Below are 22,336 nucleotides of genomic sequence, written 5' to 3'. Positions count from 1 at the left end.
AAGGATATAAGGCTATAACTTTGACAAAATAACGCCTTATGAAAATCTCATTTGACCGATTAGCCTTCTGGATATTGCCCTATTTGTACTTGGTCTCCGTTGCCTATAACACTGGATATTGGGGAACTTTTGGCATTGACGCTTTCAATTATTACCCAATACAAGACCTAGTAAAAGGAGTGACGGCACCACTCGTGTCTACTGTCGTAGTAACACTAATCAATTCGATCTTCCATATGCTATGTAAAGCCGTTCTTGAGCGTTTAGGCAACATCAGTGGATGGTTTGTACTGGTAGTTGTGATTATCAGTTGTGGCGCTTACTACTACCTGAACTTACGGCCTGTTACTTCAGATACTGAAAGATTGGTCATTGAAGCGAGAACAAACTGGGATGTGTATTTTATCGGATTCATGTTCCTGAATTTCATTGTTTCCAGTCTTATTGGGAAGCTTATCATTCCGGAAAACGCCGGATACTGGCGTAAAGAAGGCACACTCGGGGTACTGTTTTTCGTCAATTTTCTAGTTGTGAACGCCTTCATTGAAGGCAGAAAGGACGCTTGGCAGATAGAAAACAACTACGTATACGATTACGTGATACCAAGCTCACAAAACAGCAGTATCAATCTAACTAAGTATCTAGGCAAAGCCGGCAACCATCACTTCTTTCTCAGTAACAATAATTCTGTTCGGACCATAATTGCAGAAGAAAAAATAGAGAAACTCGAACTCGGCTATTACATATTGGGTGATTCAGTTCAAGAGGCTCGACTTAATCAATACAAAGCTGCTATGCATTCAGATTCTGTAAACCAGCTTTTACAGAAATTACCGCAGACTCCACCATCGTTGCCGATACAACGCCCATCAGCCGGTTGAGCTGCCCATAGAAGGCCCGGGAGTACCATTTCTTCGGCTTGCGGCCCTTCTTCTCGCGCTTGTTTTTCTTGAACTGGCCGCCCTTGCCGCGCCGGCGCTTCAGGATGCGCCCGTTGGTGTCCTGGCTTTCCAGTTTGGTGAGGATGCCGCCCACGCTCAGGTCGCGCTCAGCGCGGCCGTTGCCCTTACCAGTGCCGATATCGACAAACCGCCCGTAGCCCAGAAAGCTTAGGTCGTAGCCGATCATGTCGCCGGCCATCTGGTACACCTTGTGGCGCACCGAGGGGCGCAGGTCGTCGTTCTGACCTATACCCAGCTTGTCGAACTCCTGGTCGAGGATGCCCTCCAGCCGCTTGGCCCACTGCTGCACTACCTGCAGCACCTCCGACGTGTTGGTATCAGGCATCCCAGTCCGACGATTTGTACGCCAGGCTGATCGGGTCTTTGGCCGTAAAGCTGATGCGGTAGCCGAAGGCATTGTTGAAGACCGGGCCCACCTTTTCGTACTCGACCGGATCTTCCGCCAGGTTCACCTCACCAAACCGCTCATCAGACAGGATGCGCGTGAGGATCTTGACACCGATTTTGCGGGCCTCCGCCACGGTGGCCCGCTCGGCCGCGAAGTCGTTCAACTCGACCTGGCGCAGCACCATGTACGACACTACCTGGTTGTCCCAGAACTGATCGGCCTGGTTGTCGTCGATAACGCCCTCCGGTGCCTCCAGCAGCAGACAATAGCTGGTCATGTTGAGGTTATGGCGCAGGCCTTTGAGTACCTCCTCGATGTTGAAGCGCACGAAACGAGGCAGTGCCGGCGTGTGCCGGATTTCCTTCAGCTTCGTAGCCATCAGCTCGAAATACTCCTCGATGTCGTCGGTGCTCATGAGAACTTACCTTATAAGTTAAGAATTGCGGGCCCGCTCAGCCTCGCGCTCCTGGTTCTGCTTGATGCGGCGGTCCAGGTCGAAAAAGACGGTGCCGCGTGGCAGGCGGATGATGGCATCGAAGCGGTCAGGCGTCGTGGCCAGTTCGGCGGCGATGCCTAGGAAGGCCTGGCGTGGGTGCTGGCCCTTGTTCTTGCCTGGGTTTTCAGGGTCGGAGGCGAAGATGGTTTCTTCGTAGGCCCGGATGATGCGGCGCCGGCAGCCATCATAAAACAGCAGCACGGCCTGGCGCACGGCCAGCGGCAGCCGCGCCACCAGCTCCGCGCGCGCCGGCAGCGTGTTGCCGTTGAATACTTCGCGCACGTCGCCGTTATCGTCGGCCGGATTATCAGGCTTGTGCGTGCGCTTGGGGCGGTAGAGCACGGCCACCAGCATGTTCAGGTGGCGCACATCCTTGGTTTTGTGGTAGTCGTGGTAGGCGGCTTCCGCTTCAATCCACTCGCCCAGGTCGCCTTTAGCCAGCCGGTCGGTGGGCCCATGTAGCACGGGCCCAAGCCACGACGGCCGCAGCCGCGGCAGCAGCTGCTTGGTGAGCTGGCTGGCCTCCAGTAAAAAGTCAGCCAGCGGCAGCAGCTCAGCCGCCCACTCCTCACTCAGGCCCATCAGGTGCTTGCTCAGCCGCAGCTTCCAACGGGCCTGCAGCAGCACGAGCACGAGGCGCATGCGCAGATCCAACACTTCACGCGGGGCGAAAAGCAAACGAACGACCTGCACGAGCTGCTTGCCCGTGAGGTCGTTCCAGGTGCCGGCCACCGTATAGGTGCGGCCTTTGATGGTGGCTTGGCTCATGTGGCGGGCCGGGTTCGGATAAATAGTAAGACGAGGCCCACCACAAGCACCACGAGCACTACCGCACCCGCTACGACGTGGCTGCTCTTGATGCCTTCGCTGTGGTCGGATTGGTCGCGCTGGTCGGCTTTCTGAGCCGTCTGGTCGCGCTGGTCGGCCTTGGTGTTGTTGGCTACGGAATTGCCCTGACCCTGCTGCAGGTACACGTCGCCTTTGATCTTGCCGGAGATGGAGATACCGGTCGCCATGCCGGTGGAGTCGAGTTTCACGATTAGTGGGGCCGGTTCCGGATCAGGCGCGAATATGCGGGGCGTTGCGCAGCTGCTCAGCAGGGCCACGAACAGAATGAAATAGCGACTACGCATTAGAAGTGCCGTTTTTCACGCTTTACAATCGGCACGTTGTTCATGCCCTTCTTGGCCGTGGTGCCGGCAACGGTCGGCGAGTGGGTGATGCAGCTGCTCAGCAGCAGGGCACCTATAAGAATTAGCAGGCGAGTCTTCATCGAATCAGTAGCTCCAGTTTGCCCCGCCGTAGATCTGATAGGCAGGATAGTTGACGTTATAGACTCCGGCTCCGTCACGGCCCCCGCCCCGGCCAGTGTTGCCGCTGTTGACGAGGAAGGTGCGCGGCGCACGGCCAGCCCGTAGCGGTCGGCCGACACCGACTACTTTGCCGACGTGGCCCACGCGGCCCAGATTGGCATAGTAGAAAGTGACAATGGTGCCCAGCCGCACGCTGTCTACCGAGCCGCGCAAGCCGCGAATGAAGAAGGTGCGGGTGCTTGTGAGCTGGCTCCAGTTGCGGGCGGCGGCCGGCCACTTGGGCGAAGGCAGCCCACACGATTGCTGCTGAACGAACATTTCGCAGCCACACCACGGATCAAACTTCTTGGCCCCGGCAGCCTTCTGCGCCGCCTCCACTTCGGGGCCGTCATTGCGGCCGGTCCGTTCCCGGACATGCATCCGCTCGGCGGAGGCCTGCAGCTGACACTCAATGGCGGCCGGCTTAGCGCGGGAGGCAATCTGCGCTGGGCAGGCCAGGCTGGTGAGCAGCAGCCAGCAGCCAAGTAGCAAGGCCCGCATTACGAAACGAGGCAGGCAGAGAGGACGCAAAAGGCAAAGTAGCCGAGCAGGCAGAGCCACACCGTGTTGAAGGTGCGCAACTGATCAGCAGTATCCAGGCCCATAAAAGCGGTCTTGTAGCCGGTCAGCGGATTGGTGGCCCAGCGAGGCAGCACCGGCACCACGAAGCGCAGCACAAACCACACGGCGGCCAGCCCGCCAAAGAACAGGCCTAGCGCGAAGATGAACTTGCCGGTCACCAGCCCGAATGGCGGGATTTCCGTGTTATGGGCGGCAGCAATCAGAGGGCTGTCGGCGTTGAGCTGCCCCGTGCTGACTGCGGTAGTCAGTGCGGCGCGAGTCGCCTGCTGAGCAGTCGTGTACTGGTAGTAGGCTGCGCAGAGTAACACGGCGAGCAGCGCGGGGAACCAGCGGCGGAAGATGCCACGAATGAAATTGAGCGTATTCATAAAAGAGGAAGGGGTTAAGGCCGCGCGGCGCGCAGCGTGTCGATGAGAAAATTGGTAAAGAGCTTTTTCACCTCTGCCACGTCATTGCCAATCTGGTCGAGGCGCTTTTCAGTGCGTTCATCGCAGGCCTCCATGCGCTCTTTCAGGTTTTTGATATCCTGCTCATTGCGCTTGGCCAGTTCCGCGGTGGTATCGAGCTTGGCTTTTTGCTGTTCGTCGTTGCGAGTGCTGCGGGCCGTCAGCACGTTGTAGACGGCGGCCGTCACGCTGATAGCTGTGAGGGCTATCGTGATGATTCGGAATAGAAGTTCGCTGGTGGTCATACTAGGGAATGAAGGCGTAGAAGCCGCTTTCAGACTGGTCGTACTGCTGTGCCACCGGCTGATATGAAGGGGAATTGAGAAACTCGGGGTACTCCGCGACGTGCTCGTGCAGGTGCTGGTCCAGCTCCTCTAGCGCGGCGGCGGCCGTCACGCGGCGTAAGTCGTCGCCCGGGTAGCACAGGCTGGCCAGCGCCATCCGGATCAGGTCGATGACGCCGGCATGCTCCGGCTGCTCTATCTCCTGCAGCAGCCGGGCATTAAGCTGGGCACCCAGCACCGGGCGCAGGCAGCGCAGCTCGAAAGCGCGCAGGGACGGCCACAGCGCCCGGAACTGCTTGCGGGAATTGTCGATGTGCACGTAGCGGTCAAATTCGGTGGCCGTGCGTAGGTAGCTGCCCTCGTTCACGGTATAGGCCGCCGAATTGCGCCAGGCCGGGAAGTCGGCGGCGTGCAGCTCCAGGTAGTCGAGCACTGCCTCCAGCTGGGCATACCCATCTTCCTCCAGACAAGTGCTGGCCCGCTCCACCTGCTTATCGGTCGCGGCCTTCTGGGTGTCGCTCTGGTACTGGGCCGCGCCGTTGCTGGTCAGCAGCACGCTGCCCACCGGCAGAAACAGGAAATAGCCGAAGCTGGCCAGGGCCGGGCGCAGCACCTTCAGCAGCGCCTCCGGAGCGTTGCCGCCTTCGATGTACTCCAGCAGCGGTAGGCCCAGCTCGTGGCGGGCGTACTGGTCGCGGGCCCGGTCGATGTAGCTCTGGAACTTGGCCAGCGTCACGTCGGCCGTGGCGGGCAGATGGGCGCGCAGCTGCGCGTCATCGGAAAAGTAGGCGAATAGCATCCCTAGACTTGTTTTTCGTCGTTGGCGTCCTTCTTGGAAATCTCTTTCCCCTCGTCCAGGGTAGCGATGCGGTAGGCCTCGAACCAGAAAGTATAGGGCTGCCCGTTGGGGGCTTTGTAACCGTTGTATTCGGCGGCAAACTCGATGGGCTCCAGAATGATATCCTGCTCGGATTTGCTCAGCAGCATGTAGATGTTGGTTGCCACACGCTTGTCGGAGCCGCTGCCGGCGCCCATCGACTTGCCGGGCGTCTGCCCAATCAGCGTGGGGTCCATGCCCAGGCCGAAGAAGACGTGGCTGCAGGCCTCCACCGAGTCGTCGATGAGCCGCCCGTCCTTCATTTCATCCTTGATCGGCTCGATTTTCCAGCCCTCGTAGGTCTTGCCGTGGTTCTGCGGGTCGTTGCGGAGCACGGTCAGGATGGACTTGCCGGCCTGCTCCTCGCCCTTCATCATGTCGTTGAACAGCTTCAGCTCCGCCTGGATGCGGGTGCTTTTCAGCGCTGGCTTTTGGTGCCAGTCTCTGAACTTCCACTCAAACCACCACTCCGGAATCTGGACGTGGTACTTCAGCGTGAACTGGTTGCGCAGTAGGGCGAGCTTGAACTTGGGAATCTGCTCCAGCATCTTCAGCCAGCCGCTCAGGCGCAGCGAGTGCCAGGGCGCGGGCTGGTAGTAGCTGTAGCCCGAAGCATCGCCGGCGGTCGGATAGATGTAGTTGAAACTCCGGGTGTCAGCGCGCAGGCGTACGGCCGCGTCGAAGTACGGGTCAATCATCGGCAGCTTGAGGGTCGTTACGTCCTCCGGCTTGGCCGATTCCCAGTTGGCGTTGATAAAGCAGTCGTTGACGCGGCCCTTGGCGTCCTGCAGGCCCAGACGGCAGTACGCCGTCTCCTGGCACGACATGGCCGCAATGTCGCGCTGCGCGTCGAGGTTGAACTCCGTGAAGACGTGCCAGAGCTTGTAAAACTCGGTAGTGGCTTCCCGGATGTACCGTTTGATGTTGGTGCGGCGCAACCAGGCGTCGAGCTTCTCATCTACGACCGGCACCAGCTCCTTGCGGCGGGTGCTTACGTTGTACTCCAGGTAGCCGTAGCTCAGGCCGCCACTGATTAGCGCCCGCTTTTTCCAGTCGAGCACCGAGGACAGCTCAGGGCTGCGCTCGATGTCGTTGAGGATTTCGCGGGGCAGCTGGTTGTTCTGGCCCCAGTTCGCAATCAGCTCATTGGTGTGGCCGCCCTCGGCCTCCTTCTTCTGCCCGGGCGTGGTAGGAGCCTTCAGCGGGTCGCCACTGGTTACGGTAGCCACTGCCGAAATGCCCGGCATATAGACTACGCTGGCCGCCTCGTTTACAATTATGTCCTGGTCCTCAACCAGTACTTCGGTTTCGTCCTGCATTAGTACACCACATCCATGTTGTTGAAGCCGATGATTAGCCGGATAGCGGCCTTCCGGATCTGCTGATTGTCGAGCAGGTAGAAGTTGCGCGTGCCCTGGGCCCACTCGTTGGCCTGCCGCGTGGCGGTAGGCTCTGCTGAGCGTGGGGCGCGCTTGGCGGCCGGCGCGGTATTGCGGGCCAGCACCACGTTGTCGAGGCGAATGATTTCGCCTCCCTCCTCCCGGTTCTCATCGCAGGTGCAGAACTCCACCGAAAACGGCACCGGGCGGCGGCGCTCGTCACGCGCCTCCATTTGTGCCAGAGCCTCTTTCAGTTGAATCACCATGCTGCAAAACTGGCGCGGCAGGCAGGCGGGAAAAAGGACAGGGTTTGCGTCCCGCTTTCGGTACATTCTCCGTATCTTCGGGTATGCAAGCACCCGCCTCAGATCTGCTCCTGGAATGGCTCCAGAAAAACAAAAACCGGCTCAATCTCTCAGGAATCGAGAGTGATGCCGGTTTGACGGAGAAGACGCTGCGGTTTTTCGTGTCTGGTGCACGCGGGCTGAAACCGGATGCGCGCCAGGCGGTGCTGGCGGTGCTGAAGGATATGCAGGTGGGCTACCCGACCACGTAAGCGGGCTAATCAGACTACGCGGGGAGGTCGCTCCGCCCTTTTTCTTTGCTACTTTCTTTTTGGGCGGAGCAAAAAGAAAGTAGACCGTACGCACGGAAACACCTCCGAAAGCCTCCGGAAGTGCCCGTTTTTGGCCGCTGTGGGCCTCTCTACTCTACTTGCAGGTTAGAAAACAGATAGCAGATAGGAAAAAACTCGTATTCGTCCTGCGCGTCCTCTGCGGCATTTGCGGCCCGCTGGACCGGCTGCGCCCACACTACGAAGGCCTTCGCGCCTTTCTTTACTGCCTTACCGAGCGTCTTCCACTGCCAGAAGGTGTTGAAGGTTTCGTGACCGTCGCGGCGGTACGTTTCAATGATTGCGGCGTTTACGGTGGGAAATTCGCCCATCTCAACTAGGGGCTTTACGGCGTTGCTCAGCTGCTTCAAGTCCTCGCGGCGCTGCCGTGCAATTTCCTTCTGTTCGGGGGTTGGGGCCTTCTTCACCATCACGCAGCAACGGCTAGGCCAGGCGTCAGCCCGTCGATTAATTCCATGATTTGCGGCACCAGCCAAACCGGTACGCTGTGCAGTTTCAGGTCGGCAACGTCTCCGTACAGGTGGGCCGTAGTGCGGCGCCCGTTGCGGTAGGCCGTGGATTCTATCGTTTCAATGCCAAAGCGGAAACCGGCGCTATTCATAACCACCCGCGCCCCTTCGGCTTTCTCGTGGTACAAGGTGGCCCGGTCGGCGGCTTCGCGTACCTGGGCGGCGTGCTGGCGGTAGTCCGGAATGAAGCGGCGGCGTAGGTCGTTGGCCAGCTGGGCCGCTGGGCGAGTAGATAAGAAGCCGATACGCGGCGCATCGGCCCTTAGCGTTATCCGCTCGTTCTTCGGGCCGGTGGCATACACACCCGAAACCTCGGCGCGGAAGGTTGCGCCCCGTTCGTGTAGGCTCAGTATAGCCTTAAACCGTACTACCTCGCCGGCGTGGCTGAACTCGCCGCCTGCGTACCACAAACTACGGTCTTGGTCGGGTTCGGGCGTGTAGATGTAGCCGCCCAAGTGGCGGGCGACCTCGTGCATTTTTGCGTGAAAATCAGCGGCTTTCTGGTCACGCTGCTGCTGTTCGAGTGCTCTTTTTTCTTCGTAATTCATTACCTTAGCGGAGCATTTGAGGGTTACAAGTGCAAAAAATTAAAGGGGGCCGCGTGTATCAGACGCGGCCCCCTTTTTTCATTTAGGCCGCCATCATCGAGCGGAGTTCGCTCTCTGCTGCTTCGGTGTGGGTGGCAAGCTCGGCCCGCAGCAAATCCAGCACTTTCTGAATAATGCCGCTTTTGCTGCTGCTCCACTCCTGGCCGGTGCCGGTGCGAATCGTGAGCTTATCCGTGAAGCCGGGAGCACCCAGCCGGAACTCGCCCAACTGCGCCGCGGTGGACTGGAAGAAAACCAACTTCGTCGCAATGGCTTCAAGGTCGCGGGTGCGCTGTAGCAACTCGCCCACCGGCAGCACGGCCGCGAGCCGGGGCGCTACTTCTTCGGGCTGGGTTGCTTCGGCTGGGGCGGCTTCGGGCTCCTGCGCTGGCTCCGTTTCGGGGGCGCTGGCGGCTTCGTCGGTAGTGGGCTCGTCGGTTACAACGTGCATCACTGGGGCGGATTCTGCAGCTTCCAGGGCTACATTTTCAACGATTGCAGCGGGTTGAACTGCGGCGGCGATGTTTTTGGTTTGCTTACGCATGACTAAAAAATTTGAGGGTTAACGTGCTGGTTGTCACTCGACTACCATATACAAATATACATAAATGTACCGAATACGGTACACAACAAAGCAATTACTTTTCTCATTTATTGAAATTAATGCCCTTGATTATCAAATAGTTACACTGATTTCGGGCGGCGGGTAGCCGCTCCGTGACGTAAGTCACCACGACCCGCGCTGTCGCGTGGCTGCAATTGCACTATATGGGTTTGACGATATATGAGAGGGGGGGGTAGCCGGCCCGGGCCGGCCCCTACTACAGGTCGGACTTGAAAAACGGGGCTCATTTTCCGAGCCTCGTTTTTCAAGTCCGACACCACATAAACCGAAAGCGGGCAACCGGTCGGCCTTTTCAGCCGATGGGTTGCCCGCGTTGCACGATGCGTCAGGGATGGTAGGGGTTTAGTGCGTAAGCACCGCAGCGAAGCGGAGCCCCGAACAGCCCGGCCCGAAGGGAGACGCCCTACCCATAGGCCTGGCCAGCAAACTCGGAGGTCAGCTCGTGCATGACCGACTTGTGCGCGCCACACCAGAGCATGTCGAGCGCCTCGGTGTAGTGGGTGGCCTCTACTGGAGGCACGACGGGCTTACCGTCGCGGATCGTTTCGCTCCACTTGTCCTTCTTGAACTCCTCGCCGGACTTCTTGATGCCTGCCTTCTGCAGTGCCACAATCAGCTCACGGCAGTTGGAACGGTTGATGGTCCACTTGAGCAGGCGCGTATCCGAGCCTTTGAACGTCTGCTGCCAGAGCAGGTATCGGCTGTGATGCGACGATGCCTGGCCAATGTAGATGCGCTCTACAGTCCAGCCGGCTGCAATCAGGCCATCACACCAGATATCCGCATAGCTAACGTCAGAGGCCGCATTGCGGGGTATCATGGTGTGGTCGTAGTAGTACCGGACATGCTTGTTGCGGTGGTGGCGGTAGTACTTGATGAACTTCTGCACCAGCTCGGGCAGCAGGTCCGGGTGCTCAACGTGCATGCCCTTGAGCGTGCGGTAGCTGCGTCCCTGTTGCTGGCCTACCACGCAGCAGCAGAAGATGTTGTTGGCATCACCGCCCAAATCCAGCGGCTGGTCACGGCGTACGTCAGCATCCCAGCGCGAATCGCGCTCCACCGATAAGGCCAGGCTCAGGTCGAGGCCGTCGATGTGGGTGTAGTCGAACGCATCATAGCCGTGGATATCCTCATCGAGCATGGCATAAAAGCCAAACTCTACCGCGACCCGGCGCTTGTTGAGCACCGAGGAATTGAACACAGAATCCGTCAGCGTGCGGCGGAAGCCCCGGATGGGCTCCAGACCTAGCACGTCGATGTTGTCGAGGGTCGTGGCCTCCGAGTAGTACACCGAGTTCTTACGCAGCTGGGCCAAGGCCTCGCGCAGCTCACCCAGCTGCCGGCGAATGGTAGACTGCACGCGCTGGCTGGCCTCGTCGTACCTGGCTTCGAGCCGGGCCTCCTCCGCCACCAGGGCGAAAATCAGGTCGAACAGCTCCTTATCCATCTCCTTCTCATACTCCAGCAGCCACTGCCCCTTCTGTGTGGTGGGCATGTCGGAGGTGTAGAGCATCGAGAGGTAGTGCGGATGGTCGCCGTACAAATCAGCCAAGCCGCTGAGCGTGAGCAGCACCTCCTCACGCAGGCGGTCCACATTCAGGAACTTGGCCTCGTCAGCATAACCCCATTGCGTGGCCACGCCGTTGATGGTGCCCGGGCGGTCCTGGCTCACCAGGTACTGCCCGCTGCCATTGTACCAGTGGATGTAGTGATCGGCTTTCAGCGGGTGCCGGTGGGCCTTGGGAATCTTGAGGTTCTTGGGGGCATAGCTGCCTACCCAGAAGTGCACGTCGCGCTTGTAGCCCATCGACTCCCAAGACGCAATCAGCGGCGGGAGCGTGCGCGTCAGCAGCTGCTCATAGGTGGTGCCGGCAATGAAGCCGTTGGCCCGCGGCATCTCGTGAATACGGCGCAGGGTGTGCACGGCGGCCGGGCCTTCGGTCTTACCGGTACGGCGGCCCCACAGCAGGACGGCCGTATGCGGATCAGCCGCCAAAAACTCCCGCTGCGGCCTGTTCATGTGCTTCTGGCGGGGCGCAGGATCTGGTATGTTCTGCCGGCTCATAATTGCTCCTCCTCTCCTACTACCTTGGCTTCCTCAGCGCCGGCAAAGTTGCCAGAACGCTTCTCGCGCAGGATGTTCTTAACCTGCTGTTCCCAGTTGTCGGGCAGCTTGCGGCCCACCAGCTCGGGGAAGTGGCCGATGATGAAGCGCGGCGGCTGCAGCTCGTCGATGGGGAACGAATCGGCATCACCCATGAACTTGTCGATGGCTGCCATGATGTTCTTCTCCACGGAAGCGGCCGTTTTCAGGTCGCCGGCGACGATGGCCTTAGCGTGGGTACTGAACATCTTCTCCAGCATCAGATCGACGTAGAACGCCCGGTTTACCCGCGTCGTGGGGGCAAAGGCCTCCATAGCGTCGTCGATGTCACGGTAGGCCGTGGCCGTGCTGTATTTGTAGAGGTGGCGCAGCTTAGCGGCCACTACGAGGCGGCTACCGTGCTTGCGCAGCAAATCGGCGGCCGTTTCCAGCCGCTTCAGCATTTCCTCCAGCTTGGGCGAAATGGTGGCCACCGTTCCCTGCAGGTAGCGGTTGATGGTATCGACCTCGCTTTGGGTGGTGATTTTTGCGTACGTGCGGGCCACTTCGGCCGCTTTCTTTGGTTTTGTACTCATACTCCAGCTGCAGCGACGTGTGCCGCGTGAATCAATTGGGTGGCCAGCGTCTGAGCGGGCGAGCTGCCGGCCTTGGCATTATCGAAGATGCTGGCGCGCACTTCGGCCTCCTGCTTCAGCCGACCACGCAGCATGGCCTTACCAAACTCATCTAACTCCTGCTCATCAGCGATAAATGCAGATTCTGATAAGTGCACATTCATAATCAGGCACACTTCAGCCGCAGAAAACATCAGGCTGGCCAGTCGCTCCACTTCACTTAGTTGGTCGGTGCTCATTGCTCAAAGGGTTTGTCGCCGGCCAGCTCACGCTCAATCCAGCTACGGTGAAAGTCGGCCGCGCCCCGGTCGAGGCTGACGATGCCGGCCTCAATGCGGGGGTTGCGGGTATAGTTCTGGCTGCTCACGATGGCCACGGCCCACTCGTCGTTCTCGACGACTGTAACCTTGGCGTGGCATTTCGAAAGATGCACCCGGGCCTGCAGGCTGGGCACCAACTGCCAGGCCTGCGGGCACCGGGACTTGATGCGGTGGTCGAGCAGCAACGTCAGTTCCTTGATGACGCCGGCATTGCGCAGTTCGCGCAGGCTTCGGAGCGGGGCCTCGGTGATAGTCCAGGAAGTGATGTAAACCCGGGCCGGGCCGGTACGCTCCAGCACATACTGCAGCAGCTCGTGCGCGCTCCACTTGCCGCCAGTAGCGTAGTGGTAGCACTGGCCGGGTTCCAACTGGCCGAAATGCTGGAGCAATTCCTTGCGGCCCCTACTAATGCCAAACAGGGCCGTGCTGACGCCTGAACGCCGCACAGCGGGACGTAGCTGGCCGGCAGCCGTTACGGCTGGCTTGGCTAATTCGGAGGTCTTAAACAGGCTCATTCGGCCAACCTCCTATCTAAATCGTCGCGCTCAGCTGCCCACAGGGCACGCTTTTCGGGCGTGCCGCGCTTCGAGCTGAGGTAGGTGCGCAAGGTATTGCGGCGCAGGGTGATAACGGCGCGGTCTTGCAGGTCGAGGGCGGGCTTCTCGGGCAGCACTGGCGGCAAGTGGCCGTGCTCTTGGTAGTGGCTCAGATGGCCCCATATTTCATCGTTACGCCGAAACAAGGATTTAATGCGCTTAGCTACCTCGAAGCGTTCTGCAACGGCAGGAATGCGGCGCAGTTGAGCATGCAGCTGGCTGGCTTCCTTGAAGCCGGCAATCCGTTCGGCTTCGAGGGCCGCCACGTCGGCCGGCTTCTCCACCTTGGGCGCGGCCGTGGCCACCACCAGGCGGATCAGATCCTGCACGGCCGCGTCCGGCAACGCCTGGCTGATGCGGGCCAGCTCCTCCCCCAACTTGCGGGTGGTAAACGAATTGGCGCCCGCGCGCAGCAGCTTGAGCAGTGCCTGGTTACTGCAAAGCTCCTCGGCCAGGGCCAGGCCTTCCGTGTAGTCCTGGCCTGAGTTGAGCCATCCCCTTAAACGTGCAATTGCTGACATGCCCCAAAGGTGAACGGCGGGAATTGCAGGCGCAAGGACATGCTTTAGGCTATGTAACGGAAATAAATATTTCGGAATAAATATTTATGAAAGGCGGAGTGCAAGATCTATATGGATACAAATATTGGCGTCGCTAGGATTATCTCTCCCTCTCGATATAGGACTTTTGCGACAAATTCCATTCGTTGGTGTATCCCGCTTTTTTCATCATAGTGAGCATTAATTGCGCTTAAAGAGGATTCTATAGATTGACTACCTTCCCTTATTGCGTTATTTTCTTTCAACAACTTTACTACAGTAGAAATAAAAGCTCTAGACGTATAGTAACCATGCCGAGAAAAGCCACCCTGAAGATCTGTTTGTATTACATCAGCTAAGGCATCGCCTGTTTTTCTTCCCAGAGGAACACTATTGATACTAAATGCTTTAGATCCTATCATTAATAGTTTATATCCTGACATATTAGCAAAGAAGTATACTAGATCCCCTTCATACCATTCCTCTTTGAAATCGCCCCAGATAAAATCTCCTAAACCTTTTATAAATTTCTCACCAAACCGCACATCGTCCAATAATTTATTATCTATCATAAATTTTTCAATTGCTTTCACTTTCGCATATCTATTGTTTTCATCTCCAGCTCCATTACCTTCAACTCCAATATCTATCAACTTTAAATTGAATTTTATAGAAAACTTAATCACCATTCTTGTGAAGATAGGCAGTTGCTTAAAAAACTGCTCTATTTTAGCATCGGATATATAGACATAGTATCTCATTGTCATAGCATATACGGCCTGCAAATACAATACTATAATAATAAAATTTTATACAAAAACCACATCCACATACAGATAAATTGAAATGCGTTGCAACAGGCGGTATTGTTTAGCCGAGGTAATAGGTGCTTATAGAGTCTAGAGCAGCAGCCAAGTCAAGCAGTTGCTGTCTATAGTTGAATTTCTGTGTTGTCGACTCAGGATCTACCTTGTCAGCTAGCTCATAAAGCCACGCTACCAAACGTGATTTATCTCCTTCACAGACATCTAGCAAATAATATAATAAGGGGTTCATATCGAGCGCTGTGGTATGTGTCAGCGACACTAGTTGAGGAAGCGGGTATAGGGGCTGGTACATAAAAAATAAAACAATAACGCCCGACCACTGGCCGAGCGCTATACCAATTAGCATTTTTCTTACCCAAGCGCCTAAGCCCTAGAAGTAGTGTTTCGCTTCCTAATTGCTTTCAGGTACGGGAACCCTTCGCCTGCCATCAACTCCTGCGCTGTGCTCAACTCCATCGTGCGCAGGTCCACGATGCCGTGGCTGGGCGTATGTACCCGCCCGGGCGCCACGCCGACCACTCGATAGTGGCCGGCGAGGTGTGGGCTGATGGCCGGTTTAGACACTTGGCGTCAGCGGAATTGGCCCCGTGTATATCAATGCTGGGCGACCACTGGCGGCCTGCACGTTGAAGTTGGCCCCGTTGCGCGACTTGGGCTCCGTGCCCGGGCCCATTGCACCCTCCATCGAGTAGGCGGGCAGGTCTTTGCTGCCCACGATACGCATCAGGCCGTTGGCGTCCTTAGCCAGGAAGATCCAGGGGCCATTGTTTATGGCCTGGCGCACCTTGAGCAGACCTTCGCGGATCTTGGGGTGGAACCAGCTGAGGGTTTGCTCCCAGGACTTGCCATCCAGTTCACCGGCAGGCTTTTCCTCGAAGCCGGCACTGTTGCGGGTAGCGTAGATGTCGATGAACTTCTTGCCGGTTTCCATCACAATGGCCGTAGTGACCGTCAGGCCGCCATCGGCGGCATCTACCGGCTCAGGCAGCGTCTTGATCCACGATGGGCGGGCTGCGTAGATGCTGCCCGCCATACCACCGATGTTGGCGGCATTCTCCTCCTCGTATGGGAGGTCTTCGATTTCGTATGCCATGTCTGAGGCTTAATTGCTTGAGAAAATTTTACTACTACTGAGGGTTACAGTGCAGCGCTTCGGGTGCTCCAGGGTGCGGCTAGGCCGTGACCTCCTTCAGGATGCCGGCGCCGGCCGCTACCAGGTCGCTCAGCACGTCCGAGTTGGACTTCACATCCTCGCGGGTGTAGCTCTTGCCCTGGAACTTGAACTTGCCGGCCGTCACCTCGAACTCACGCTCAGCCAGCTTCACGGTGGCGGGCTTGTTGCTGCCGACATTGGCCAGCTCCTCAGCCAGCTGCTCATTCAGGCCTTCAGCATCAATGGCACGGCTTTCGAGGGTGCCATTCTCGGCCTCCAGCTGACGCACGTTTTCGTGCGACTCCTTGAGCTGCTGGCGCACTTCAGCCAGTTCTGCTACTGCGTCACGCTGAGCCTGCTCAGCTGCCGCCAGATTGGATTCAGCTGTGGCGCGGGCTACTTTTTCAACTGCCAACTGTTCCTCCAGCTGGGCTTTGGTCAATTCTGCCATGATAGGGCTTTGTGGTACTACGATACCGGCCCGCTACATCGAGCGGGCCGGTAGGCAGTGAGTTTTAGGATTCGTTTTCAGGCTGCAGGCTACTCCTGGTCGTTGACGGCCAGCGGCTCCAGGTCTTCGATCTGGAAGCCGACGGCGAAGACGATACCGCACTCCACATGGTAGAGCTGCTCCTTGGTTAGGATGCGGTTCAGGTCACTCAGCGCGTCGGTACCTACAATCAGGTTCGACTTGGGCGTGATAACCACGCGCTGCGAGCCGGCCATCCAGCTGGCCACCTTCAGGATAGCCTTGCCTTCCGAATGACGCAGCACGGTCTGACCGAACTTGTCGTAGATGGGCGACTGGTTGAAGCGGGTCGAATAGTCCTCGCAGTAGGCGTCGTACACGTTCTGCGCCACGTACACCGTCATCTGCTGCTTGCGCTGGCGCTCGGGCAGTGACTTGTAGATGGCTTCCATCTTGGCCACCGTGTCGGTGAGCATCGAGCCCGTGATAACCGGCTCAATGGCGCCAGCAAGAATTTCCTTCTTGATGATGGTGCCGAAGCCGTCAGCCAGAGCAGCGGCGGTTTTAACGCCGGCCGTCCGAACGCCGCCCCAGGCGGTGTCGTCGTTGATTTTGCTGCTGACGTGCTCAGTAACCTTCTGGAAGGTCAGCGCCTCGAAAGGCACGTCGGTTGGGTTTACGCCCGGCTTCATCACCTCCGACATCCACGTTTTGCGGGCTTCGATGGTATTGATGTCGAGGTCGTACTGCGCCAGGTGCACCTGGATAGCGCGGGGCTCATAGGCAATGGTGCCTTTGTTGTCGCGCACACCGTCGTACTGCTTCAACTCACCGCCGACAACCATTTTGGTGAGGTTCTCCTGCACCTTGATGTTGGCGCGGAGCGTGCAGTCCTGCACTACCTGCAGGCCGTTCATCATCTGCGTGATGAGTTTCTTTTGAAACGTACCGGCGTAGCCGATCAGTTTGCTTACATCGGGGTTCGATGCCATGCGTCTATTGCGTAAAAAGTTGTTGTATGTGACTCAGGCTAGGATTTGAGGCGGAGGAAGGCTACGAGTTCGAGATGCCCAGATCCGCTTTCATCTGCAGGATGGCGGCCATGTCGGCATCGACCTCGGGAGCCTGCTCCTGCTGCTGGGTTTCCTGGCCTTCCTTCTTGGCTTCAGTGCCCACTGGGTAGCCGGCGATGGTGGCTTTCAGCGTGGCTACCTCCGTCTCTTTCGCGGCGAGGTCGGTTTTAGCGGCGGTGTGGGCCGTCTGCTCAGCAGTCAGCGCTGACGTAGCGGTGCCCAGGGCGGCTTCAGCCTTTTCCTTCTGCTCCAGGGCGCCTTCGATGGCGTCGAGGTGCGCGGCCTGCAGGTGGGTGCCTTCCTTGGAAGTCTCCAAGGCCATTGATAGACCCAGCAGGGTCAGGAGGCGGGTGTGTTTCATCGTCTCAGTGGAAAAAATAGGGTTGTTGGGTTCGGTGGTGGCCACTGGCGGCATGGGCTCGGTGGCGGCAGCCGGCGCAGCTGGATCTGCAGCGGCTGAGGCGCGTTCGGCCGACAGGTCGAGGGCGCGCTGTACTACTTCCTGGAAAGACTTCACCCCTTCGATCAGGCCCAAGGCCTGCGACTCGTCGGCGCTCCAGTACATTTTTCCGGTGAAGGGGTTGCCGGCGTCGGCGTTGAGTTTTTCGCCGCGGCCGGACTGCACTTTGCCGATGAAATCAGCACACCAGGCCTTGAGCATGCCGTTGCGCAGCAGCTCAGGGCGGCCGGCTACTGCTTCCGCGAAATCCTTGTTTTTGTCGGTGCTCTGGGGGGCGTAAACGGCAATGCGCTTGTTGCCCCGGGCCTCGTCAGCCTTGCTGGAGTCGGTCAGGAACAGCACGCAACCGATGGAGCCAACCCCACAATGGCTGTGCGAAACGTAGATTTCATCACAGGCCGAAATGGGGAAAAAGCCGGCGCTGGCCGCCATACCGTCATTCACGAAGCCAAGCACCGGCTTAGCGGTACGGGCCTGCATTACAGCATCGTGGAACGTGGCCATGCCCGAGGCCTCACCACCGGGGCTGTTGGTGTCGATGACGATAGCGGCAATGTTGGGGTGGGCGGCGGCCTCCTGCAGCAGCTGGATGCGCGAGTTGGTGCCGATGTCGCCACAGTAGTCTTCCCGCATAATGATGCCGTGGTTCGGAATCACGGCAACCGAGCCTAGTGGGGCCCGGTCGTAGGAGCGGTACGGGCTGGCCTGGAAGACGCCGGCAGCAGCGGAGGCAGGCGTAACGGCAAATACGATACTGTCCTCTTGAGCAGCAGCATCGGCATTTTTGCGCTGCACGTCGCCGCGGGCGAAGCCGACAGTTTCACCGGCCAGAATTCGGTTGATATCTGGCAGCTGCGCATCCGCGTAGCCCTCCTCGATAAACCACAAGCCGCGCTGAAGCGCGGAGATTAAACGTAAATTGCTTTGCATCGAGAAACCGGCTTAGATCCAGTTGATTCGATGCAAAGCAATCTGTTGGTCCCTCGGGCAAAAAGGACAGGGTAGACCTTATCGCAATACGTAGTTTTCTGCCCCGGCCCGCATGGTCCAGGCACACTGGGCGTAAAACATATAGCCACCGGCCCACAGCTCCGCATAAGCGGGTGCCTGCTGCAGCGTGAACACCAGCCCCCCATTTACCAGCCACTCCACGCGGTCAGCATACAGGTCGATGCGCAGCAGATCCGAGGGGTTCCAGCCGCCGGTCGGGTATCCACTGCCGCTGCCTTCCACAAACACCTGCCAGGTAGCGGCGGAATCGACGTAAAAGCCGTAGCGGATGTTGGCAAACGCGGCGTAGCTGTCGTTGTACCAGCCGGCAATGCCGTAGTCGAAGATGCTGTTGTGCTGCATTTCCAGGCTGGCCCGGCCCGGTAGCACGGCTTTTTTCGTGTCGAGGGCGTAGGCATACTGGCCGGTGGCCGTGATGGTGCCGGCCGATTGCGTGACGGCCGACAGGTCGCGGTAGGTCACAAACTCCAGCAGCGGCCCGCCCCCGGCCGGCGGCGGGTAGAAGGCATTGCGGCTGGCCTGCAGGAACTGGAGCTTAGGCATAAGTCAGAATCACGTTGGAGGCGTTGGCGGCCGTAACCGGATTGGTTTTCACGAGCAGCGCCACGCCAGCGGCATACTGCGCGTCGCCAGCTGCTGGCAGCGCGGCCTGCGCCTCAGCCAGCGTATTTAGGTCCGCCGTGCCGGTCCAGGTGCCGCCGCTGAAGGTGGCCACCTGGTAGGTGACGCTGGCTACGTTGTCGTCGAGCAGCATACTCAGCAGCGTGATATGGCTGGTGAGGCGGATGCGCCGCACGCGCAGGCCGCTGGTGCTGCCGATGTGCAGCTCACTCGGCCCGCTGGCGCCGCTGGCGTTTTCGTCGATGACGGTCAGCTGGCCGGAAATAGCACCCGTCACCTGGCCACCGTTGCGCAGAATGACCGTACCGGCCGTGCCGCCGACGCTTTTGAGGGTGGCATTGTCCAGAATCAATGTGCCGCCAGTCAGGTAGGCACCCGGTGCCCCGGTGCTGGTGTTGTCATACGCCCCGTTGGCCAGCGTCACCTCGCCGCCATCCATGTACACCACCTCCGACAAAGCAAACCCCTGGCCGGTGAGCAGGCTGCCGCCCTCAAGGCGAATCTTGGCGGTGCCGGAACATTCTACCACCCGGTGGTAGCCCTGCTCGATGACACTATCAGACTTGACAAACGCCCGGGCCGCGCCGGTCAGCACAAAGCCCTTGCTGCCACCGATGCGCACCGGGCCGGCCACGTGGCGGAAGGTAGCCGTGCCACTGAGCTGCGCTACGATGTCGCTCGGTGAGTCCCCACGCAACAGGCCGTCATGCGTAAGCCGGCCGGCGGATTGCGTGACAGCGTAGCCACCATGCGGGAACAGCGCCTTCTCGACTACGATATCCGAGCCGGCACCAGTGACGGAAATAGCGCCGCCGCCGTAACGGCCCTCCTGCGAGTTGCCCACCACTTTGCAGGTAATGACGTTCTGGCCGGCGTCGGTGAGCAGGTTCCAGTTCACCATCAGGCCCCCGGTGGCGTAGGTCACGCCGCCTTTGAGCGTCAGCACCGCCTGATACGTGCCCAGCGCCTCCACCGTGTCGCCATAATCCGCCTGCGCGTTGGCCTCGTCGACACTGGAAAAAAACAACGGCTCTGCCTGCGGCCGCACCAGCCGGGCCTGCGACGTCACGGCAGCAATTGCCTGCCCAATGCTAGCCAGGAAGCCAGCTTCGAGCTTATCCGGCACCACAGCGCCATCACGAATGGTAGGCAGCAGCAGCTCATTCACTACCTGCAGGAAGAATTCGCCGTTGTCGTTGTCGAACACGGCACCGACCGAAGCCGCCGTTACGTCAGCGCCACCTGGGCCGGGACCACCACCGACCGGCACCCACACGTTGGCGGGCAGCGCGGGGTTGGCAGCATACTCGGCCTCCGACGTAAACGAGTAGCACACCTCCAGCTTGGCCACCGGCTCGCTGTTCGCATCCTGCCACTGCAGCGCCAGCATGGCCGGCCGGGCACCCTGCGCCTTACCGAAGCCGAGCATGGTGCGCTGCACGCCCTGCTCCTGGTTCTGGCTGGCCAGCTGAATGATGAAGCGGTCCAGCACGGTACCCAGGTCAGTATTCTGTGCGTGCGTTTCAACTACAAACGGTGCGAATGGCTTGTAGAAGGGCTGTTCTTCCTCTTCAGTAGGCAGCGGGTTGTACTGCAGGTCGATATCATTCTTGACCTCAAACAGCCGGGTAGGACCATCCGGAAACGTGTATTTGAACGTGTCGCCCTTTTTATAAGGGTGGTCTTCCTCAACGAACTCGGGAAACGAGTTAACCCGATCCTCCTCGCTGCCGCTGGCCAACACCCAGGTGGCACCGATGCGCTCGGTAGTTTCCGGCTTCTCGTCCACATAGGCCCGCAGCCCATTGCCGCTGAGCGGAATGAGCTGAAAGTAGACGGGCTCCTTCCGCTCGCCGGCCGCGGCCTGCTCACCCGTTACCCCATCACGGGCAATGGCCTGCATCCCGATGACCAGCATATCCTCCGGAATGGTGTCCAGCTCGTCGGTGTAGCGGAGCGGGTAGGTGCCGCCCCGAATGTTGCGCATGTTCAGGTCGCGCCAGTTGACGAACGTGCGGCCCATATCGCCAAATAAGATCCGGAACGTAGCTTCCGCTATGTTTTCCAGCTCATTGTCGGCAAACAGCGTGTTGAACTTATCAAGAAATGCCTGCAGCTGCAGGCGCCCTACCGGGCCGGGGCTGGTTACTGCCATGGTTACTGAATTTGTAGCGACACGCGAAAGGGGCTACTGATGATGAGGGTGCGCCCAGCGGGAATATTGGCCCGTAGCCGGCCGCGACGGTCGCGCACTTGCACGAAGCCGGAACCGGCACCAGGTGGTGGAGCCATCGTACCGAGTTCCTCGACCTCGAAAACAGCCGAGTAGTAGTAAGCCGGCCGCTGGGTGATGCCCGCGAAGCTCCAGCTCCAGCCCTTGCGCTGGCCAGGCTTGCCACCCGATGAGAATTTACTACTGAACTCCAGCGCGCTGCTCCGGTCGCCAATCAGTCGGAGCTGGCCATCGAAGGCGCGGGCCAGCACCACGAAGCGCCGACCGTTGAGGTAGGCGAAAATTTCGCCGGCTGCGGTGTCGTCGCCAGGAAAGAAGCCGGCCAGCTCCTGTTTGTAGCTGTTGCCCTGGAGCGAGGTGCCGCCCTCACTGTCGAAGGTGGCGCTGTAGATGGTACTGCGCAGCACGGAGAACTTGCGGTCCTGCAGCAGCTGCAATGGGTTCGTCAGCTTGAGTCCGTCGGATATGGGCAGCTGGCCGAGGTAGCGTTGCTCGACGAGGAAGATGTCGAGCAGGCCCGCGAAGGCCGGGCCGGATGGTATCAGGTTGAGGTTCATGCGGCTTGGTTCAACGGGAAAGATGAATCAGCCATTTTTCGGCGCTTTACCTCCTTTTTCAGGTAGCGTTTGTAGCTGGTGCGCAAGGTTTCCTGCGAGATGTCGTCTTCTGTCAGCTGGTGCTTATCGCAATACTTGCGGATGGCTGAGAAGACGGGCAGGCCCATTTCGTGATGCGTCTCGACGTACGAATGGAAGTCTTGCTTGAAGACTGATTCCACCCAAGCATTGAAGTCGTTTACCATTGCGGAGCTGAAGCCAGCCACGCCATCACGCAGGCCTGCATCAATAACCCGCACTGGGTCAATGGAAACGACGAATTTCTGTTTGTACTGTCCCATCAGCGCGTCGAACCTTTTGTTCTGGCGCGGGCTTCGCAGCATGTTGAATAAGTGGATGCCGTAGGGGTCCACGAAACTCAGCTTATAGCTGGAGCCCAGATACCGCTGCAGGAATTTAAGAGTATAGGGCTTGACAGGTATCTCTATTTTCACGGGCTTGTACTTTTCTTCGAACCTAGTGAGAAAAAGTAGTGCCACAAAGGTCATACGCCCTTCGTTTGTGAATATTATCACAAGTATATACAACCAATAAATGCGCTGGATTTTAAAAGTGCGTTACTTCTGTTACAACGCTGT

At 58.7% G+C, this 22,336-nt stretch carries 30 protein-coding genes; 2 read left to right on the top strand and 28 right to left on the bottom strand.

All coding sequences use genetic code 11. The annotated features are described in order from the left end of the window. Nucleotides 1–38 precede the first annotated feature (38 nt). The gene (locus H8B14_RS08180; RefSeq protein ID WP_187315126.1) at nt 39–881 is read left to right on the top strand and encodes a hypothetical protein; all 843 of its coding nucleotides are present in this window, start codon (nt 39–41) and stop codon (nt 879–881) included. Here the strand turns inward: H8B14_RS08180 and H8B14_RS08175 are convergent. From H8B14_RS08175 to H8B14_RS08125, 11 genes are read right to left on the bottom strand one after another with little or no spacing between them, the layout of a single operon-like run. Further along, a complete protein-coding gene (locus H8B14_RS08175; RefSeq protein WP_187315125.1) occupies nt 793–1,287 on the bottom strand; it encodes a hypothetical protein in 495 nt (164 codons plus the stop codon). The two genes, H8B14_RS08180 and H8B14_RS08175, sit on opposite strands and share 89 nt — an antisense overlap. Then, nucleotides 1,280–1,765: a hypothetical protein gene (locus tag H8B14_RS08170; protein ID WP_187315124.1), complete on the bottom strand. Its 486-nt coding sequence runs from the start codon at nt 1,763–1,765 to the stop codon at nt 1,280–1,282. Before H8B14_RS08170 ends, H8B14_RS08175 begins: the two co-directional genes overlap by 8 nt. An 18-nt stretch (nt 1,766–1,783) precedes the next feature. Next, nucleotides 1,784–2,614 (bottom strand): hypothetical protein, encoded by an 831-nt coding sequence (locus tag H8B14_RS08165; RefSeq protein ID WP_187315123.1) that lies wholly within the window; start codon nt 2,612–2,614, stop codon nt 1,784–1,786. Further along, nucleotides 2,611–2,979 (bottom strand): hypothetical protein, encoded by a 369-nt coding sequence (locus tag H8B14_RS08160; protein ID WP_187315122.1) that lies wholly within the window; start codon nt 2,977–2,979, stop codon nt 2,611–2,613. The genes H8B14_RS08165 and H8B14_RS08160 overlap by 4 nt, the downstream gene beginning before the upstream one ends. Further along, complete coding sequence (locus H8B14_RS08155; protein ID WP_187315121.1) at nt 2,979–3,119, bottom strand: hypothetical protein; 141 nt, start codon at nt 3,117–3,119, stop codon at nt 2,979–2,981. Before H8B14_RS08155 ends, H8B14_RS08160 begins: the two co-directional genes overlap by 1 nt. Nucleotides 3,120–3,123: 4 nt before the next feature. Then, the gene (locus tag H8B14_RS08150) at nt 3,124–3,729 is read right to left on the bottom strand and encodes a hypothetical protein (protein WP_187315120.1); all 606 of its coding nucleotides are present in this window, start codon (nt 3,727–3,729) and stop codon (nt 3,124–3,126) included. After that, nucleotides 3,699–4,148: a hypothetical protein gene (locus H8B14_RS08145; protein ID WP_187315119.1), complete on the bottom strand. Its 450-nt coding sequence runs from the start codon at nt 4,146–4,148 to the stop codon at nt 3,699–3,701. Before H8B14_RS08145 ends, H8B14_RS08150 begins: the two co-directional genes overlap by 31 nt. 14 nt (nt 4,149–4,162) lie before the next feature. Continuing rightward, nucleotides 4,163–4,471 carry a hypothetical protein gene (locus H8B14_RS08140; protein WP_187315118.1) on the bottom strand — a complete coding sequence of 103 codons (309 nt, stop codon included), beginning with the start codon at nt 4,469–4,471 and terminating at the stop codon, nt 4,163–4,165. A 1-nt stretch (nt 4,472) separates the two neighbouring features. After that, entirely contained in the window at nt 4,473–5,309 is an 837-nt protein-coding gene (locus H8B14_RS08135) for a DUF6712 family protein (RefSeq protein WP_187315117.1), read from the bottom strand. Nucleotides 5,310–5,311: 2 nt separating this feature from the next. Next, nucleotides 5,312–6,706 (bottom strand): hypothetical protein, encoded by a 1,395-nt coding sequence (locus H8B14_RS08130; protein WP_187315116.1) that lies wholly within the window; start codon nt 6,704–6,706, stop codon nt 5,312–5,314. Beyond that, nucleotides 6,706–7,032: a hypothetical protein gene (locus H8B14_RS08125; RefSeq protein ID WP_187315115.1), complete on the bottom strand. Its 327-nt coding sequence runs from the start codon at nt 7,030–7,032 to the stop codon at nt 6,706–6,708. The genes H8B14_RS08130 and H8B14_RS08125 overlap by 1 nt, the downstream gene beginning before the upstream one ends. Before the next feature lie 83 nt (nt 7,033–7,115). Here H8B14_RS08125 and H8B14_RS08120 point away from each other — a divergent pair, with 83 nt between their 5' ends. Beyond that, nucleotides 7,116–7,322 (top strand): hypothetical protein, encoded by a 207-nt coding sequence (locus tag H8B14_RS08120; RefSeq protein WP_187315114.1) that lies wholly within the window; start codon nt 7,116–7,118, stop codon nt 7,320–7,322. Between the two features lie 149 nt (nt 7,323–7,471). Here the strand turns inward: H8B14_RS08120 and H8B14_RS08115 are convergent, their stop codons facing one another. The 17 genes from H8B14_RS08115 to H8B14_RS08035 form a co-directional block, all read right to left on the bottom strand. Beyond that, nucleotides 7,472–7,810, bottom strand: coding sequence for an ArdC-like ssDNA-binding domain-containing protein (locus H8B14_RS08115; RefSeq protein ID WP_187315113.1), 339 nt, complete (start codon nt 7,808–7,810; stop codon nt 7,472–7,474). Next, a complete protein-coding gene (locus H8B14_RS08110) occupies nt 7,810–8,385 on the bottom strand; it encodes a hypothetical protein (protein WP_187315112.1) in 576 nt (191 codons plus the stop codon). Before H8B14_RS08110 ends, H8B14_RS08115 begins: the two co-directional genes overlap by 1 nt. Nucleotides 8,386–8,539: 154 nt before the next feature. Beyond that, nucleotides 8,540–8,947, bottom strand: a complete 408-nt coding sequence (locus tag H8B14_RS08105; RefSeq protein ID WP_187315111.1) for a hypothetical protein — start codon at nt 8,945–8,947, stop codon at nt 8,540–8,542. Nucleotides 8,948–9,524: 577 nt separating this feature from the next. Then, nucleotides 9,525–11,141 (bottom strand): hypothetical protein, encoded by a 1,617-nt coding sequence (locus tag H8B14_RS08100; protein WP_187315110.1) that lies wholly within the window; start codon nt 11,139–11,141, stop codon nt 9,525–9,527. 41 nt (nt 11,142–11,182) lie between these two features. Further along, nucleotides 11,183–11,800: a hypothetical protein gene (locus H8B14_RS08095; protein ID WP_187315109.1), complete on the bottom strand. Its 618-nt coding sequence runs from the start codon at nt 11,798–11,800 to the stop codon at nt 11,183–11,185. Further along, nucleotides 11,797–12,078 (bottom strand): hypothetical protein, encoded by a 282-nt coding sequence (locus tag H8B14_RS08090; protein ID WP_187315108.1) that lies wholly within the window; start codon nt 12,076–12,078, stop codon nt 11,797–11,799. Before H8B14_RS08090 ends, H8B14_RS08095 begins: the two co-directional genes overlap by 4 nt. After that, complete coding sequence (locus H8B14_RS08085) at nt 12,075–12,674, bottom strand: phospholipase D-like domain-containing protein (protein ID WP_187315107.1); 600 nt, start codon at nt 12,672–12,674, stop codon at nt 12,075–12,077. The genes H8B14_RS08090 and H8B14_RS08085 overlap by 4 nt, the downstream gene beginning before the upstream one ends. Continuing rightward, a complete protein-coding gene (locus H8B14_RS08080; RefSeq protein WP_187315106.1) occupies nt 12,671–13,276 on the bottom strand; it encodes a hypothetical protein in 606 nt (201 codons plus the stop codon). The genes H8B14_RS08085 and H8B14_RS08080 overlap by 4 nt, the downstream gene beginning before the upstream one ends. A gap of 107 nt (nt 13,277–13,383) precedes the next feature. After that, on the bottom strand, nt 13,384–14,055 hold the full coding sequence (locus H8B14_RS08075) for a DUF7019 family protein (protein ID WP_261989935.1): 672 nt from the start codon (nt 14,053–14,055) through the stop codon (nt 13,384–13,386). A gap of 622 nt (nt 14,056–14,677) precedes the next feature. Beyond that, the gene (locus H8B14_RS08070; protein WP_187315104.1) at nt 14,678–15,214 is read right to left on the bottom strand and encodes a hypothetical protein; all 537 of its coding nucleotides are present in this window, start codon (nt 15,212–15,214) and stop codon (nt 14,678–14,680) included. A 79-nt stretch (nt 15,215–15,293) separates the two neighbouring features. Beyond that, a complete protein-coding gene (locus H8B14_RS08065; protein WP_187315103.1) occupies nt 15,294–15,725 on the bottom strand; it encodes a hypothetical protein in 432 nt (143 codons plus the stop codon). 89 nt (nt 15,726–15,814) lie between these two features. Further along, nucleotides 15,815–16,735, bottom strand: coding sequence for a hypothetical protein (locus tag H8B14_RS08060; protein ID WP_187315102.1), 921 nt, complete (start codon nt 16,733–16,735; stop codon nt 15,815–15,817). Nucleotides 16,736–16,796: 61 nt separating this feature from the next. Then, nucleotides 16,797–18,164: a S49 family peptidase gene (locus H8B14_RS08055; RefSeq protein WP_187315101.1), complete on the bottom strand. Its 1,368-nt coding sequence runs from the start codon at nt 18,162–18,164 to the stop codon at nt 16,797–16,799. A 120-nt stretch (nt 18,165–18,284) separates the two neighbouring features. After that, a complete protein-coding gene (locus H8B14_RS08050) occupies nt 18,285–18,830 on the bottom strand; it encodes a hypothetical protein (RefSeq protein WP_187315100.1) in 546 nt (181 codons plus the stop codon). Next, entirely contained in the window at nt 18,823–21,063 is a 2,241-nt protein-coding gene (locus tag H8B14_RS08045) for a hypothetical protein (RefSeq protein ID WP_187315099.1), read from the bottom strand. The genes H8B14_RS08050 and H8B14_RS08045 overlap by 8 nt, the downstream gene beginning before the upstream one ends. 2 nt (nt 21,064–21,065) lie before the next feature. Continuing rightward, nucleotides 21,066–21,698 carry a hypothetical protein gene (locus tag H8B14_RS08040; RefSeq protein WP_187315098.1) on the bottom strand — a complete coding sequence of 211 codons (633 nt, stop codon included), beginning with the start codon at nt 21,696–21,698 and terminating at the stop codon, nt 21,066–21,068. Further along, complete coding sequence (locus tag H8B14_RS08035) at nt 21,695–22,246, bottom strand: hypothetical protein (RefSeq protein ID WP_187315097.1); 552 nt, start codon at nt 22,244–22,246, stop codon at nt 21,695–21,697. The genes H8B14_RS08040 and H8B14_RS08035 overlap by 4 nt, the downstream gene beginning before the upstream one ends. Nucleotides 22,247–22,336: the final 90 nt, after the last annotated feature.

The sequence above is a fragment of the Hymenobacter puniceus genome (assembly GCF_014333525.1).
Lineage (GTDB): Bacteria > Bacteroidota > Bacteroidia > Cytophagales > Hymenobacteraceae > Hymenobacter.
The sequence above is the reverse complement of the archived record's forward strand: the minus strand, read 5'-3'. Positions and strand labels throughout refer to the sequence as shown.

Coding starts and splice junctions, on each gene's coding strand:
- H8B14_RS08180 (WP_187315126.1), top strand. CDS start 39: ATGAAAATCTCATTTGACCGATTAGCCTTCTGGATATTGCCCTATTTG.
- H8B14_RS08175 (WP_187315125.1), bottom strand. CDS start 1,287: ATGCCTGATACCAACACGTCGGAGGTGCTGCAGGTAGTGCAGCAGTGG.
- H8B14_RS08170 (WP_187315124.1), bottom strand. CDS start 1,765: ATGAGCACCGACGACATCGAGGAGTATTTCGAGCTGATGGCTACGAAG.
- H8B14_RS08165 (WP_187315123.1), bottom strand. CDS start 2,614: ATGAGCCAAGCCACCATCAAAGGCCGCACCTATACGGTGGCCGGCACC.
- H8B14_RS08160 (WP_187315122.1), bottom strand. CDS start 2,979: ATGCGTAGTCGCTATTTCATTCTGTTCGTGGCCCTGCTGAGCAGCTGC.
- H8B14_RS08155 (WP_187315121.1), bottom strand. CDS start 3,119: ATGAAGACTCGCCTGCTAATTCTTATAGGTGCCCTGCTGCTGAGCAGC.
- H8B14_RS08145 (WP_187315119.1), bottom strand. CDS start 4,148: ATGAATACGCTCAATTTCATTCGTGGCATCTTCCGCCGCTGGTTCCCC.
- H8B14_RS08140 (WP_187315118.1), bottom strand. CDS start 4,471: ATGACCACCAGCGAACTTCTATTCCGAATCATCACGATAGCCCTCACA.
- H8B14_RS08135 (WP_187315117.1), bottom strand. CDS start 5,309: ATGCTATTCGCCTACTTTTCCGATGACGCGCAGCTGCGCGCCCATCTG.
- H8B14_RS08130 (WP_187315116.1), bottom strand. CDS start 6,706: ATGCAGGACGAAACCGAAGTACTGGTTGAGGACCAGGACATAATTGTA.
- H8B14_RS08125 (WP_187315115.1), bottom strand. CDS start 7,032: ATGGTGATTCAACTGAAAGAGGCTCTGGCACAAATGGAGGCGCGTGAC.
- H8B14_RS08120 (WP_187315114.1), top strand. CDS start 7,116: ATGCAAGCACCCGCCTCAGATCTGCTCCTGGAATGGCTCCAGAAAAAC.
- H8B14_RS08115 (WP_187315113.1), bottom strand. CDS start 7,810: ATGGTGAAGAAGGCCCCAACCCCCGAACAGAAGGAAATTGCACGGCAG.
- H8B14_RS08110 (WP_187315112.1), bottom strand. CDS start 8,385: ATGCACGAGGTCGCCCGCCACTTGGGCGGCTACATCTACACGCCCGAA.
- H8B14_RS08105 (WP_187315111.1), bottom strand. CDS start 8,947: ATGCACGTTGTAACCGACGAGCCCACTACCGACGAAGCCGCCAGCGCC.
- H8B14_RS08100 (WP_187315110.1), bottom strand. CDS start 11,141: ATGAACAGGCCGCAGCGGGAGTTTTTGGCGGCTGATCCGCATACGGCC.
- H8B14_RS08095 (WP_187315109.1), bottom strand. CDS start 11,800: ATGAGTACAAAACCAAAGAAAGCGGCCGAAGTGGCCCGCACGTACGCA.
- H8B14_RS08090 (WP_187315108.1), bottom strand. CDS start 12,078: ATGAGCACCGACCAACTAAGTGAAGTGGAGCGACTGGCCAGCCTGATG.
- H8B14_RS08085 (WP_187315107.1), bottom strand. CDS start 12,674: ATGAGCCTGTTTAAGACCTCCGAATTAGCCAAGCCAGCCGTAACGGCT.
- H8B14_RS08080 (WP_187315106.1), bottom strand. CDS start 13,276: ATGTCAGCAATTGCACGTTTAAGGGGATGGCTCAACTCAGGCCAGGAC.
- H8B14_RS08075 (WP_261989935.1), bottom strand. CDS start 14,055: ATGAGATACTATGTCTATATATCCGATGCTAAAATAGAGCAGTTTTTT.
- H8B14_RS08070 (WP_187315104.1), bottom strand. CDS start 15,214: ATGGCATACGAAATCGAAGACCTCCCATACGAGGAGGAGAATGCCGCC.
- H8B14_RS08065 (WP_187315103.1), bottom strand. CDS start 15,725: ATGGCAGAATTGACCAAAGCCCAGCTGGAGGAACAGTTGGCAGTTGAA.
- H8B14_RS08060 (WP_187315102.1), bottom strand. CDS start 16,735: ATGGCATCGAACCCCGATGTAAGCAAACTGATCGGCTACGCCGGTACG.
- H8B14_RS08050 (WP_187315100.1), bottom strand. CDS start 18,830: ATGCCTAAGCTCCAGTTCCTGCAGGCCAGCCGCAATGCCTTCTACCCG.
- H8B14_RS08045 (WP_187315099.1), bottom strand. CDS start 21,063: ATGGCAGTAACCAGCCCCGGCCCGGTAGGGCGCCTGCAGCTGCAGGCA.
- H8B14_RS08040 (WP_187315098.1), bottom strand. CDS start 21,698: ATGAACCTCAACCTGATACCATCCGGCCCGGCCTTCGCGGGCCTGCTC.
- H8B14_RS08035 (WP_187315097.1), bottom strand. CDS start 22,246: ATGACCTTTGTGGCACTACTTTTTCTCACTAGGTTCGAAGAAAAGTAC.